This window comes from Streptomyces pyxinae (assembly GCF_024756275.1).
Taxonomy (GTDB): Bacteria; Actinomycetota; Actinomycetes; order Streptomycetales; family Streptomycetaceae; genus Streptomyces; species Streptomyces pyxinae.
The window spans coordinates 111,543-124,627 of record NZ_JANUGQ010000015.1; the positions used below are offsets into that span (position 1 = coordinate 111,543).

A 13,085-nucleotide genomic window follows, 5' to 3' on the forward strand; every position below is an offset into this window, starting at 1 on the left:
CGGAGCCACCCCGGGTCCGGGCGCCGGCGGGGCAGGCAGAGCCCGGCTTCCGGGGCCGCCGGGCCCCGGCCACGCGGCCCTCGGCGCCGGACGGGCCGGGCCGGTTCAGGCCAGCGGGTTGGGCACCGTGCCGTGGACGGCGGCGTGCGGGCGCTCGGGGCGGTCCCGGTAGCCGTCCAGATGGAGCCGGTTGCGGTTGAGGCAGAGCCGGTCGATCCGGGGGGTGAGCAGGTCGAAGAGTTCGTACCGCTCCTTCAGCTCGGGGAAGCGGGTGTGGTGCCGCACGATCTCCGCCCGGACGAGTGACCAGAAGTCATCCTCGCTGACGCCGAGTTGTTCCTCGCAGAGCGGGGCGAGATAGCGGAACACCCCCACGAAGAGGCCGGAGTGGATGAACTGGGTGAGGAAGGAGGGCTCCTCGGTGAGCAGGATCTCCCGGACCTCCTCGGACATGGTGCTGTGCTCGGGCAGTGTCCGGGCGCTCACATTGACGTCGTCCACGAAGTCCTTGATCGCCAGCCGGACCGGCACGTCCTGCTCGTCGAAGACCACGATGGCGTTCTCCCCGTGCGGCGAGAAGACGGTTCCGTACCGGTAGAGGAAGCGCAGCAGCGGCGGCAGCAGGGCGGCGAAGAGGTGCTTCAGCCAGACCTCGGGCGCCAGCCCGGAGCGGGCCACCAGCTCGGCGGTGAAGGCCCGGCCCTCGGCGTCGGTGTGCAGCAGCGAGGCGAGCGTCCGGGCTCGTTCACCGGCCGGCAGCCGCAGCGGCTCCCGCCAGATGGCGCCCAGCAGTTCCTTGTACTGGTACGGCACCTCCGGCAACTGGTCGTAGAGCGGGTGCTCGACGGTGACCGACGCGACCTCGCCCAGCAGGATCACCCCGCACTCGTCGCGGAGGAACGGGTCGGCGTCCCGCACCGCGTGCACCCAGGAGGTGACGGCGGGCGCCGCCAGCGTGCGCTCGGTCGGGAGCCCGCGCCAGACCAGCGTGTTGAGCACCGACAGCGGCAGCTTCACGGTGTGCCGCTCGGGGCGGCTGGTGTTGAGGAAGGTACGGATCGACTGCTGGGGCAGCCGGAGGTCGTTGTCGGCGGGCAGCGGCACGATGGCGTTCTGCGCTATGGCGGGCGCGAACAGCGGCAGCAGCACCTCGTCCCACTGCCAGGGGTGGACGGGCAGGAAGAGGTACCCGGCCGGGTCGAGGCCCCGGGCCCGCAGCTCGGCGTCGAAGGCGGCGCGGACATCCGGGTCCAGCTCGCCCGCGTAGAGGTCCTCCGGGGTCGCCAGACCGGTGGCCCCCCGGTAGACGGCGAGTTCGGTGCTGACCGCGATCCACGGCAGCCGGGCCGGGCGGCGCGCCTCGGGGGCCCAGCGGTCGGCGTCGGTCGCGGAGAAGCCGACCCGCCCCTTGTTGAAGACGATCCACGGATGGCCGGTCTGGTGGCCCTCCAGCTCGGCGTAGTCGAGGTCGGCCAGCCGGGCGGCGGTGGGGACCGTGTGGTCGAGCCGGGTGTCGGCGGCGAGCGTGGTGGTCAGCTCGCGGACCAGATGGCCGAGGGTGGCGCCGTCCAGCGCGAGAAGGCGGCGGGCCAGGACGAGAAAGCGCAGCGGATCGGTGAAGGGCCGTCCGTCGTGGGTGATCGAGTCGGCCGCGACGCGCCAGCTCCCGTAGCAGCCCCGGCGGGCGTGGAAGGCGAGCCGGGAGCCGTCGTCCAGCTCGATGGCGTACCGCCCGGGCGCCCGCTCCGCCACGGCCGCCGCCCCGGGCCCGGCGCCGGACCCGCTCCCGGAGCCGGAGCCCGGGCCGGAGTCCGAGCCACAGTCCGCGTCCGGAACGGAACCGGAGCGGGAGCCCCGGTCCGCGCCGGAACCGGGGCCCGCGCCGGAGCCGGAGCCAGACCCCGAGCCCGAGTCCGGGTCCGAGTCCGGGTCCGGGTCGGAGCCGGTGGTTCGTACGGGCTCGATGATCTCCTCGTACGCGAACTCGCCCAGCATCTTGGCGAGCAGCCGGCGGGAGACCCGCTCCCAGGTGTGCGGGTTCAGCTCGGGCGGGGCGGCCAGCGGCGGCTGGGCCGGGGGCAGGGCGGTGGCGTCATGGCTGGCGGGGAACTTCGGCACGGGGCTCCTCGGGTATGGACCGGTTACGGATGGCGCGGGGCTGGGAGCGGTGTGCGGCCACCAGGACACCGTGCACGACGGACACGGCCGGCGGGACGCCGTTCACCACGGGCACGGCCGGCGGGACGCCGTTCACAGCAGGTGTCGCAGGGCACGGTCGCGGATCATCAGAGCGGCTCGCTTCTCGGGCAGGTCGACCTCCGCCGAGAGCCGGAAGCCGGCGGTCAGGAAGGCCGACACGGACGGCGTGTTGCGCAGATCGGGCTCGGCGACGACCCGTTCACAGCCGGGACGGTGGTCGAGTACGAGATCGGTCACCGCGCGCAGCAGGGTGGCCCCGACCCCGCGCCCCCGGTCGGCGCCCCCGCCGATCAGCAGATGGACACCGGTGTCGTCCGGGCGGGCCGGATAGTGGCGGGCGAGCGGATCGAGATCGGCCCGGTAGATCTCGAAGTAGCTCATCGGCGTGGCGTCGAGCACCCCGAGACAGGGCACGCTCCGTCCGTCGCCGTCGAGTTGGGCGCGTACATGGGCCTCGGTCACGGACGGCGGGCCGGCCAGCTCCCAGAAGGCCGCCACAGCCGGATCGTTCATCCACCGGCTGAGCTGGGCGAGGTCGCGCTCCAGCCGGACCGGGACGAGCCGGAAGACGCCCAGCCGGGTGGTGGCCGGGCGCCAGTCGGCCACCGCGTCCAGCAGGGTGGCGTCGAAGGTGCCGCCCCCGGTCTCCGACGGTCGCGGGCCCGGTACGTCCTCGGTGCCGGGGGCGGGGCCGGGCCCGCCGCCGGTGCCGGCGGGGCCGCCGGTCGGGGTGCCGGTGTCGGTGGGAGGCACGGGGCGCGCTCCTCTCAGCGGTTCGGCCGCTCTGTGCGGCGGGTGGAACGAGTGGTGCGTCGGGGTGCCGGGGTGGTGACGGGCCGCGCGGGGCGGCCCGTCGCGGGCACGGACCCGTACGGCCCCGTACGGCCCCGCACGGATCCGTGCGGACCGGGGCCGCACCCGGCGGAGGGCGGCCCCGTCCGGCGGGGCGGGGTCAGAGCTGGAGCGGATTGGTCAGGGTCACGTACACGGACTGGGTGTCGACCGGCCCGACCAGTTCGTCCAGACCGTGCAGCCTGGTCAGCATGTTGGCCTTGCAGCGCAGGGTCGGGCTGTCGAGCAGCCGGGCGGGCAGCGGGGAGCCGAGGCCGGTCGCGGCGGTCAGGAACCGGCGGAAGGCGGCCAGCAGCACCCGCTCGTCCGCGAGCCGCTGGGCCCCGAAGGCACCGATCAGCCCGAGGACGTTGTTGATCCCCAGGTAGTAGGCGAACCGTTCGTCGGTGACCTCGTCGGAGACGAAGGTGTCGCTGACGGTGCCGATCCCCGGCAACCGCCGCTCCAGGGCCGCCCGGTGGGACTCGCGGAAGTAGTACCCCTGGTTGTCCCGGTACCGGCCGCCGGCCGGCCAGCCCTCGGGGTCGAGGATCACCAGGGTGTTCTGCTGGTGGGCCTCCAGCGCCACGCCTCCGTGGCCGTCCAGCCAGAGGACGGGGCGCACCACGTGGTCCAGGTAGCGCAGGAACCACTCGGCCGCCACGGCGCCGGTCGGCCGGCCGGTGCGGGCGGCGAGCCGGGAGATCACCACGGCCAGCCGGGAGCGCGTCCCGCCCCCGTCCGGCCAGGGCCGGGGCGCGGTGAGCCCGGCCAGGCAGACGGCGTCGTCACCCGGGCCGAACGGGTTGTGGCGCAGGATGGCGTCGAGGCCGGTCACCGGGGTGCCGTCCGGGCCGTCCACCGCGAGCCAGGCCGGGTCCCGCACGATGTCGAAGCACGGGTACGCCGTCTGCCACTCGGCGCCCAGGCCGGAACGGAGCAGCCGGTGCACCTCGGTGCCCCGGTGCAGCTCCTTGCGGAGGTTCTCGCGGCGGGAGTTGGTGATCCGGACGCCCAGCGACAGCTTGAGCATGGCCGGGGCGCCCGGCCGGTGGACGGTCCGGACCGACGAGGTGGGGTGCCAGGGCTCGCCGTACGGGCCGAGGTCGCGCAGCAGTCCCGCGTCGAACAGGGCGGCGACGGCCGGGCGGTGGCGCACGTCCCGGGCCTGCCAGGGATGGAGCGGCAGCGCGACCGTACCGGCGGGCAGGGCCAGGCCCTCGGCGAGCCGGGCGGTGAGCAGCTCGGCCGGGACGGTCCGGCCCTGCTCGGTCCAGGCGGAGTCGGTGGCGAGTACGGAGCGGTCGACGGCCAGCCAGTGCAGCGGGAAGGAGCCGTGCAGTTCGGGCGAGTAGCGGCGGGCCTCGGCGTCCGAGAGTCCCTCGCGGCTCTTGGGCGTCGGGTGCAGCGGGTGGCCCAGCAGGAGCGACTGCTCGCCGTCCAGGAACAGATCGGCGTCCGGGACCGGCCCCGGGTGGGCCCGCCGGTGCGCGATGAACTCGGCGGTGCGGCGGCTGGAGTCGGCGACGCGGCCCACGAGTTCGGTGCCTTCGGGGCGCCCGGACTCCCGGCCGAGCAGCGCGGCCACGGTCACCGCGTCGGCGGGCGGGGCGCCGTCCGGGGCGCTCTCGACGCGCGGCGGGCCGAAGCGGTGCCAGCCGGTGGGCGACCAGTAGCGGACGGGGACCAGCAGCGCGGTCCCGGTGACGTCCAGCGGGACGCGCAGGGTGTCGCCGGGCGGCGGGCTGAGGTCCTTCTCCCGTACCCAGCAGCGGATCAGGCTCTCCACCGCCGCCGTGTCGGCGGCCCGGGCCGGGTCGGGATGGTCGAGCGGGTCCGGCGCCGTACCGGGCCCGGCGGCGGAAGCCGGGCCGGACGGCGGCGCGGTGCGGCCGGCCGGGACGGAGGGCCGGTCGCCGGCCGTGGCGCACGGGGCAACGGCCGGCTCGCCGGGAGTGCCGGTCGCTTCGGATGCTGAGGTCGGGTTCACGAAGGTGGCTTTCTGCTCAGGGAGTTCAGCGTAGATCAATTCGGGGGTGCGGTGCGCCGCCGGCCGTCGGGACGGCTCCGGCCGGCCGGCGCGAGCCGCTCGGCGGCGGCCAGCGCGTCCGCGAACCGGTCCAGCACCGCGGTGGCCTGCTCGTCGGTGAGGGTGAGCGGCGGGAGCAGCCGTACGACCGAGGAGTGGCGGCCGCCCAGTTCGACGATGAGCCCCCGGTCCAGACAGGCCCGCTGCACGGCGGCGGCGAGCGCGGGGGCTGGCGGCGGCAGCCCGTCGGAGCCGAGGGCGTCGTGACCGTCGGGGCCGAGTCCGTCGTATCCACCGGAGCCCGGTCCGCCGGAGCCGAGGGCGTCGTATGCGCCGGAGCCGAAGGCGCCGGAGCCGTATCCGTCCGGACCGAAGGAGCCGCGGCGGCCGGGGGCCTGACCGTCAGGGGCCTGGCCCTCGGGGGTCTGGTCACCGAGGACATGACCGCCGGGGGCAGGGCGCGCGCTCTGGGCCGGAAGGGCACCGGCCCGCCCCGCCGCCCCCGCCTTCGCGTCCGCCGCCGGATCGACCAGCTCCACACCGATCATCAGCCCCCGGCCGCGTACGTCCCCGACACACGGGTGCGCGGCGGCCAGCCCCCGCAGCTGCCCCAGCATCCGGTCCCCGAGGACGGCCGCGCGCTCGGCCAGGCGGTTCTCCCGCACGAAGGCCAGGGTCGCCGCGCCGGCCGCCATGGCGAGCTGGTTCCCCCGGAAGGTGCCGGCATGGGCTCCTGGCTCCCAGGTGTCGAGCTCCGAGCGGTAGACGATCACGGCCAGTGGCAGGGAGCCGCCGATGGCCTTGGACATGACCATCACGTCCGGCATCACACCGCTGTGCTCGACCGCCCAGAAGGCCCCGGTCCTGCCGACCCCCGTCTGCACCTCGTCGGCGATCAGCGGAATGGAGCGCTCGGCCGTGATCCGCCGCATCCGGCGCAGCCAGGTGTCCGGCGCCGGGACGACCCCGCCCTCCCCCTGCACCGGCTCCAGGATCATGCCGGCCGGTTCCGGGACACCGCTCTTGGGGTCGTCCAGCAGGTCCCGGGTCCAGCGGGCGGCCAGCTCGGCGCCGCGCTCGCCGCCGACCCCGAACGGGCAGCGGTAGTCCCTCGGATACGGCAGCCGGGTCACCCGGATCTCGGTGGCACCGCCCGAGGCGTCCAGCGCGCCGGCCGTCATGCCGTGGTAGGCGCCGGTGAAGGCGAGCAGTCCGCGCCGGCCGGTGGCGGTGCGGACCAGCTTGAGCGCCGCCTCCACCGCGTCGGTGCCGGCCGGGCCGCAGAACTGGATGCGGGCGTTCTCCGCGAACCGGCCCGGCAGGGTGGCGAACAGCTCGGTGGTGAAGGCGTCCTTGACCGGAGTCGCCAGGTCCAGGACGTGCAGCGGGGCCCCCGAGTCCAGCACCTTGCGGATCGCCTCCAGGACGACCGGGTGGTTGTGGCCGAGCGCCAGGGTGCCCGCGCCGGAGAGACAGTCGAGATAGCGCCGCCCGTCGGCACCCTCGATGGTCAGTCCTCTGGCCCGGACCGGGACCACGGGCAGCGAACGCGCGTAGGTGCGGGCCGCCGACTCCCGCAGGGACTGGCGGCGCAGAATGCCCTCGTGCGCCGCCGGTGGTGCCGCCGGCGCTGATTCGGTCACGGCCACGGTTCCGGTCCTCCCGCTTCACGGTTGCGCCGCACCCCGCCGTGCGGCCGGTCCGTCGCTCAGCCGCGCCGGACGCCAACTCCTGTTCCCCCGTACGTAGTAACGACGGTCACCGCTCGGGAACACGGCCTCCGCCCGGGGTCCGGCCGCACGTTTCCGTCCCCCGCTCCCGGGCACTCCCCTCGTGCCTCCACACGCCTCCACCGCACCTCCACACTCCTTCGCGCTCCCCCCTCCTCCCCCGCTCTCCGCCGCCCGTCGCGCCAACGGCGCTTTCGCCAACGGCCGTTCGCCCGGCGCGCCGGACGCCGGACCGGGAACCCCGGCGGCGCGGCCCGGGCCCGACGCCGGGAACCGCGGCCCTGCCGTACGCCGTCCCCCTCGGCACCGGCATAGTGGGGGCCGCGCCGCCGTGCGGCCACCGTCCGCCGGAGCCGGCACCGGTGGCGTCCGGTGCCGCACCGGCGGTGCTTCCCCGAGCCGTCCGCCGGAGCACCCGCCGATCACGTCCCAGGGGGATCACGACATGCGACCCATACGCCCGCTGCTCGCGGCGTCCGTCACCGCGCTGCTGGTGCTGGCGGCGACCGGCTGCGGCCCGTCCGAGGACAACGCGGGCGGCGACCCCGCCGCCTCCGCGAGCCCCACCGCGAGCGGGAGGGGCGGGAAGATCCATATCCCGGACCGGCTGCGGGACCGGCTCAAGGAGCACGGGATCGACGTGGACAAGTGGCAGGACGGCGCCTGGAAGAACTGGGACAAGGACGCCTGGCTGCGCGAGGCCAGGGACTTCGTCAACCCGGTCATCGAGGACCTCTGGGACGCCCGGCGGATGCGGGAGGCCCGGGAGGCGGACACCCCCGTGCCGGAGGCCGACGTCCCGGACGGGAACGACGCGGGCGTGACCGACCCGGCACCCGAGCCGGTCACCGCCCGGCAGGTCCCGGCGCCGTACCATCGCGGCGCCCCCGAGGCGGGCAAGATCCTCTTCGACGGACCGGAGGGCTCGATGGTCTGCTCCGGCACCGTGGTACGCGACCCGGCGCACCCCGGCAAGTCCAACCTGGTCTGGACGGCGGGCCACTGTGTGCACGCGGGCAAGAAGGGCGGCTGGTACCGGAACATCGCCTTCGTCCCCTCGTACAACGACCGCGCTCTCCCCTCCGACCGGCTGAACCAGGTCGGCCGGCAGGAGATCGCCCCGTACGGCGTGTGGTGGGGCGACTGGGCGGCGACCTCGGACGAGTGGATCGCCCAGGGGGCGTCGACCGGCGGCCAGGGCGCCCCGTACGACTACGCGGTCGTCCATGTGACCCCGGAGGAGGGCGGCGGCACGTCGCTGGAGGAGACGGTCGGTTCGGCGCTCCCGGTGGACTTCGCCGCCCCGGCCGCGCCGGAGGTCGCGAGCATCGAGGCGACCGGCTACCCGGCGGCGGCCCCGTACGACGGCCAGCGCCTGCACCAGTGCGCGGACAAGCCGGGCCGGCTGTCGCTGGCGGCGGACCAGCCGACCATGTACCGCATCGGCTGCACCATGACCGGCGGCGCCTCGGGCGGCGGCTGGGTGGCCCCCGGCCGGGACGGGAAGCCGGCGCTGGTCTCCAACACCTCGATCGGCCCGGTGCCGGCCGGCTGGCTGGCCGGGCCGCGGCTCGGGGACGGCGCCAAGCGGGTGTACGAGGAGGTCAGCCGGAAGTTCGCCGGCCAGTAGCCCCAGCGGCCCGGCGAACAGCGCGCCCCAACCGGTCCGGAAACACCCCGGGGCCCGCGACCGCCGGGCGGCCCGGACACACCCGGAGGCCCGGCGAACGGCCCGTCCCTCCCCGGGCCCGGACCCACTGAGCGGTCGGAAACGCCCGGAGGCCCGGTGCCCGTCCCCCGAAAGGGAGCGGGCACCGGGCCTCCGGACAGGTGCCCTCCGGCCGCCCGGGCCACCGCCTCAGTGCGCGGCGGCGTCCGAGCCACCGGCTCGGCGCACGGCCGGGGGCGTACGGCGTCTCAGTGCGCGGCCGGGGTGTACGGCGCCAGCGAGGCGGCCAGTTCCTCGTGCACCCGCGCCTTGAGGAGGGTGCCCTCCGGGGTGTGCTCCTCGGAGATCACCTCGCCCTCGGCGTGCACCCGGGAGACCAGCGCGCCCTCGGTGTACGGCAGCAGGACCTCCAGCTCGACCCGCGGCCTGGGCAGCTCGGCGTCGATCAGCGCCAGGAGTTCGTCGATCCCGGCGCCGGTCCGCGCCGACACCGCGATGGCGTGCCGCTCCACCCGGAGCAGCCGCTGGAGCTCGACCGGGTCGGCCGCGTCCGCCTTGTTGATCACCACGATCTCCGGCACGTCCACCGCGCCGACCTCGCGGATCACCTTGCGCACCGCGGCCAGCTGCTCCTCCGGTGCCGGGTGCGAGCCGTCCACCACGTGCAGGATCAGGTCGGAGTCCCCGACCTCCTCCATGGTGGACCGGAACGCCTCCACCAGGTGGTGCGGCAGATGCCGTACGAAGCCGACGGTGTCCGCCAGCGTGTAGAGCCGGCCGCTCGGCGTCTCGGCCCGGCGGACGGTCGGGTCGAGGGTGGCGAACAGCGCGTTCTCCACCAGCACGCCCGCGCCGGTCAGCCGGTTGAGCAGGGAGGACTTGCCGGCGTTGGTGTAGCCGGCGATGGCGACCGACGGCACCTTGTTGCGGCGCCGCTCCTGCCGCTTGATGTCCCGGCCGGTCTTCATCTCCGCGATCTCCCGGCGCATCTTCGCCATCTTCTCGCGGATCCGCCGCCGGTCCGTCTCGATCTTGGTCTCACCGGGACCGCGGGTGGCCATGCCGCCACCGCCGCCGCCACCCATCTGCCGGGAGAGCGACTGACCCCAGCCGCGCAGCCGGGGCAGCATGTACTGCATCTGCGCCAGGGCGACCTGCGCCTTGCCCTCCCGGGACTTGGCGTGCTGGGCGAAGATGTCCAGGATCAGCGCGGTCCGGTCGACCACCTTCACCTTGACGACGTCTTCCAAGTGGATGAGCTGGCCGGGGCTGAGCTCACCGTCGCAGACCACGGTGTCGGCACCGGTCTCCAGCACGATGTCCCGCAGCTCGTGGGCCTTGCCCGAGCCGATGTAGGTGGCCGGGTCCGGCTTGTCGCGGCGCTGGATCACGCCGTCGAGCACCAGGGCGCCCGCCGTCTCCGCGAGAGCGGCCAGCTCCGCGAGGGAGTTCTCGGCGTCCCGCACGGTCCCGGAGGTCCAGACGCCGACCAGCACCACGCGCTCCAGGCGCAGCTGCCGGTACTCGACCTCGGTGACGTCCTCCAGCTCGGTGGAGAGACCCGCCACCCGCCGGAGCGCCGCGCGGTCGGAGCGGTCGAACTGGTCGCCGTCCCGCTCGCCGTCGATCGAGTGGCTCCAGGCGACGTCCTCTTCCATCAGGGCATCGGCCCGGAGGCGCTCGGCGCGGTTCTGCTCCGTGAGGCTCTGCTCGGCGCTCAGTGCGGCCTGGGAAGGGGATGAAGAGGAGGTCATTGGATCCTTACGTCGATAGGAGAACTGAGGAGAACTACGGAGGCCGGCGGAAGCGGAGAGCCCAGAGGCTGCCCGAGAACCCCCCGGCCACCGGGGTCCGCGTCGGACCCCCCGTACGTCACTGGGAACGCGCGGGGCACCGGGATCATTCCCCGCCCCGGCCCGCCCATACCGGCCCCCGCACGGCCCGTGCGCTCCACGGGCCCGGCGGTGCCGCCGACCCCACGATGGTCGCACGGCGGCGCCGGGCCCGTCATCCGCGTTTTCCCGGGGCTCCCAGGGCTGCGGCACCCCCGGAGCGTCCGTGTCTCCCGGGGCGGCGAGGCATCCCGGCGGCGCGGGGGCGCGGGGGCGCCGCCCCGGGAGGTCAGCGCTTGGCGCCGCGCTGGGCGGGCTTCGCCGGGGTGGTGCTGCGCCAGTCGGCGTGACCGGGCATGGGCGGGGTCTTCGCGTCGTGGAGCCAGCCGTGCAGGAAGGTGCTCAGATCGCGGCCGGCGACCTCGGAGGCGAGGCGCACGAAGTCGGCGGTGCCGGCCGTGGAGTGCGCGTGCCGTTCCACCCAGAGCCGCTCAAGGCGCTCGAAGGCGGCCGTGCCGATCTCCTGCCGGAGGGCGTAGAGGATCAGCGCGCTGCCGTCGTAGACCACGGGGCGGAACAGGCTGATCTTCTGCCCGGGCGCGGGCGGCTTGGGGGCCGCCGGGGGCCCGCCGGCCGCCCGCCAGCCGTCGGAGGCGGTGTAGGCGGCGCGCATCCGGCGTTCCAGGGTCCGCCGCTCGGCCTCCTCGGTGCCCTTGGTGGCCTCCTCGGCGTACCGCGCCTCGTACCAGGTGGCGTGGCCCTCGTTGAGCCAGAGGTCGGACCAGGTCCGGGGGGTGACGCTGTTGCCGAACCACTGGTGGGCCAGCTCATGGACCATGACCGAGTCGACGTACCACTCCGGGTAGGCGGTGTTGGTGAAGAGCGAGCGCTCGAAGAGGGAGAGGGTCTGGGTCTCCAGCTCGAAGCCGGTGTCGGCGTCCGCCACCAGGAGGCCGTAGGTCTCGAAGGGGTACCGGCCGACCTTGTCCTCCAGCCACTCCAGCTGGCCGGGGGTCTTCCTGAGCCAGGGTTCGAGGACTTCCCGGTCGGCCTGCGGCACCACGTCCCGCAGCGGGAGGCCGTGCGGGCCGGTGCGGGTGACGACGGCGGAGCGGCCGATGGAGACCTGGGCCAGCTCGGTGGCCATCGGGCGGCCGGTGCGGTAGAGCCAGGTGCTGCGGGTGCCGGCGGTCGCCCGCGCCACCCGGCGCCCGTTGGCGACCGCCGTCAGCTCCTTGGGCGCGCTGATCCGGAAGGTGAAGTACGCCTTGTCGGCCGGGTGGTCGTTGCAGGGGAAGACCCGGTGGGCGGCGTCGGCCTGGTTGGCCATGGCCAGCCCGTCGGCGGTGCGCACCCAGCCGCCCGTCGCCGGGGAGCCCGACGGGTCGCTGGTGTGGCTGACGGTGATGCGGAGCGGCTCGCCGGCCTCGACGGGCCGGGCGGGCCGTACGACGAGGTCCTCGCCGGCCGGGGTGTACTCGGCGGGCGCGCCGTTGACCCGGACCTCCCGGACCGTGCCCTGGGCGAAGTCGAGATTGACCCGCTCCAGCCGGGTGACGGCGCGGGCGTCGATCCGGGTGACGGCGTCCAGCGGCTCGCTGTTGTCGCCGCGGTAGGTCAGGGCGATGTCGTACGCGAGGACGTCGTACCCGGGGTTGCCGAGGGTGGGGAAGAGGGGGTCGCCGATGCCGAGCGGTTCGGGCGCGGGGACGGCGGCGGCGATCAGGCCGGCCGAGGCGGCGACGAGGGCCGCCGTCCGCAGGGCGCGGGCGCGCCGGGAGGTCCGCCCCGGGGCGGAACGTGGGGTGAGGGGCATGCCCAACGGCTATCAGCGGCCCGGACGGGGAGTGGGGCGGCGCGCTTCCCGCCCACCCGAACGGGGTCCCCGGCACCCGCACCCGACGGCTCCCGGGACCCTCCCGGGAGCCGTCCCCGGGGTACTCGGCCCCCGTACGAGTACCGCACGGGAATCAGGAACGCCTGCGGGCTCAGGCCCCGTCCGACCGCTGCTCGCCGGCGTGGCGCACCGACTCCAGTACCTCGGCCACCTCGGCCTCCACCCGCTCCTTGCCGATGCCGAGCCCGCTCAGCACGCCCCGGCCGTTCTCGAACTCCAGGAGGGCCAGCAGGATGTGCTCCGTGCCGATGTAGTTGTGCCCCAGACGCAGGGCCTCCCGGAAGGTGAGCTCCAGGACCTTCTTGGCGTCGGAGCCGTACGGGATGAGGTCGGGGACCTCGTCGGCGGCCGGCGGCAGCGCGGCCACCGCCGCCTGCCGTACCGCGTCCGCCGTGACGCCCTGGGCGGTGATCGCGCGGGCGGCCAGCCCCTCCGGCTCGGCCAGCAGACCGAGCACCAGGTGCTCGGGGCGGCCCTCGGGGTTGCGGGCCGCCACCGCCTCGTTGTGGGCGGCCATGACCGTGTTCCGGGCGCGCGGGGTGTAGCGGCTGAAGCCCTGGCTGGGGTCGAGGTCGTGCGACTCCTTGGGCACGAAGCGCTTCTGGGCGGCCTGGCGGGTGACGCCCATGCTGGTGCCGATCTCGGTCCAGGAGGCGCCCGAGCGCCGGGCCTGGTCGACGAAGTGGCCGATGAGATGGTCGGCCACGTCGTCCAGGTGTTCCGCGGCGAGCACGGCGTCCTGGAGCTGCTCCAGCGGAGCGGTGTGGACCTGCTTGATGGCCTCGATCAGATCGTCGAGGCGTACGCGGGGCGAGTGAGTGTGGTGTGCGTCCATGCGTCAACCGTAGGTTGACGGATACGGGGTCGTCAACCCTGAGTTGACACTCTTCTTCCGTCG

Annotated in this window: 8 protein-coding genes; 1 reads left to right on the plus strand and 7 read right to left on the minus strand. The window is 74.9% G+C overall.

Annotation, left to right across the window (positions count from 1 at the left end; translation table 11 throughout):
* Positions 1-105 precede the first annotated feature (105 nt).
* The 4 genes from NX801_RS18580 to NX801_RS18595 form a co-directional block, all read right to left on the minus strand.
* Positions 106-2,118, minus strand: a complete 2,013-nt coding sequence (locus NX801_RS18580) for an IucA/IucC family protein (RefSeq protein ID WP_258788878.1) — start codon at positions 2,116-2,118, stop codon at positions 106-108.
* A 132-nt stretch (positions 2,119-2,250) separates the two neighbouring features.
* Complete coding sequence (locus tag NX801_RS18585) at positions 2,251-2,952, minus strand: GNAT family N-acetyltransferase (protein WP_309505855.1); 702 nt, start codon at positions 2,950-2,952, stop codon at positions 2,251-2,253.
* A 199-nt stretch (positions 2,953-3,151) separates the two neighbouring features.
* Positions 3,152-5,020, minus strand: a complete 1,869-nt coding sequence (locus NX801_RS18590) for an IucA/IucC family protein (protein WP_258788879.1) — start codon at positions 5,018-5,020, stop codon at positions 3,152-3,154.
* Positions 5,021-5,055: 35 nt separating this feature from the next.
* Positions 5,056-6,708 carry a diaminobutyrate--2-oxoglutarate transaminase family protein gene (locus NX801_RS18595; protein WP_258788880.1) on the minus strand — a complete coding sequence of 551 codons (1,653 nt, stop codon included), beginning with the start codon at positions 6,706-6,708 and terminating at the stop codon, positions 5,056-5,058.
* A 526-nt stretch (positions 6,709-7,234) separates the two neighbouring features.
* Here NX801_RS18595 and NX801_RS18600 point away from each other — a divergent pair.
* Entirely contained in the window at positions 7,235-8,419 is a 1,185-nt protein-coding gene (locus NX801_RS18600) for a trypsin-like serine peptidase (RefSeq protein WP_258788881.1), read from the plus strand.
* A gap of 287 nt (positions 8,420-8,706) precedes the next feature.
* Here NX801_RS18600 and hflX read toward each other — a convergent pair whose 3' ends face one another.
* From hflX to NX801_RS18615, 3 genes are all read right to left on the minus strand, one after another.
* Positions 8,707-10,212 (minus strand): GTPase HflX, encoded by a 1,506-nt coding sequence (gene hflX, locus NX801_RS18605; protein WP_258788882.1) that lies wholly within the window; start codon positions 10,210-10,212, stop codon positions 8,707-8,709.
* A 367-nt stretch (positions 10,213-10,579) separates the two neighbouring features.
* On the minus strand, positions 10,580-12,106 hold the full coding sequence (locus NX801_RS18610) for a M1 family metallopeptidase (RefSeq protein WP_258788883.1): 1,527 nt from the start codon (positions 12,104-12,106) through the stop codon (positions 10,580-10,582).
* 172 nt (positions 12,107-12,278) lie between these two features.
* Positions 12,279-13,022: a Clp protease N-terminal domain-containing protein gene (locus tag NX801_RS18615; protein ID WP_258788884.1), complete on the minus strand. Its 744-nt coding sequence runs from the start codon at positions 13,020-13,022 to the stop codon at positions 12,279-12,281.
* Positions 13,023-13,085 lie beyond the last annotated feature (63 nt).

Excerpts from the sequence above, each read along its gene's own strand:
- NX801_RS18600 (WP_258788881.1), top strand. The coding sequence starts at position 7,235 with ATGCGACCCATACGCCCGCTGCTCGCGGCGTCCGTCACCGCGCTGCTG.
- NX801_RS18610 (WP_258788883.1), bottom strand. The coding sequence starts at position 12,106 with ATGCCCCTCACCCCACGTTCCGCCCCGGGGCGGACCTCCCGGCGCGCC.
- NX801_RS18615 (WP_258788884.1), bottom strand. The coding sequence starts at position 13,022 with ATGGACGCACACCACACTCACTCGCCCCGCGTACGCCTCGACGATCTG.
- hflX (WP_258788882.1), bottom strand. The coding sequence starts at position 10,212 with ATGACCTCCTCTTCATCCCCTTCCCAGGCCGCACTGAGCGCCGAGCAG.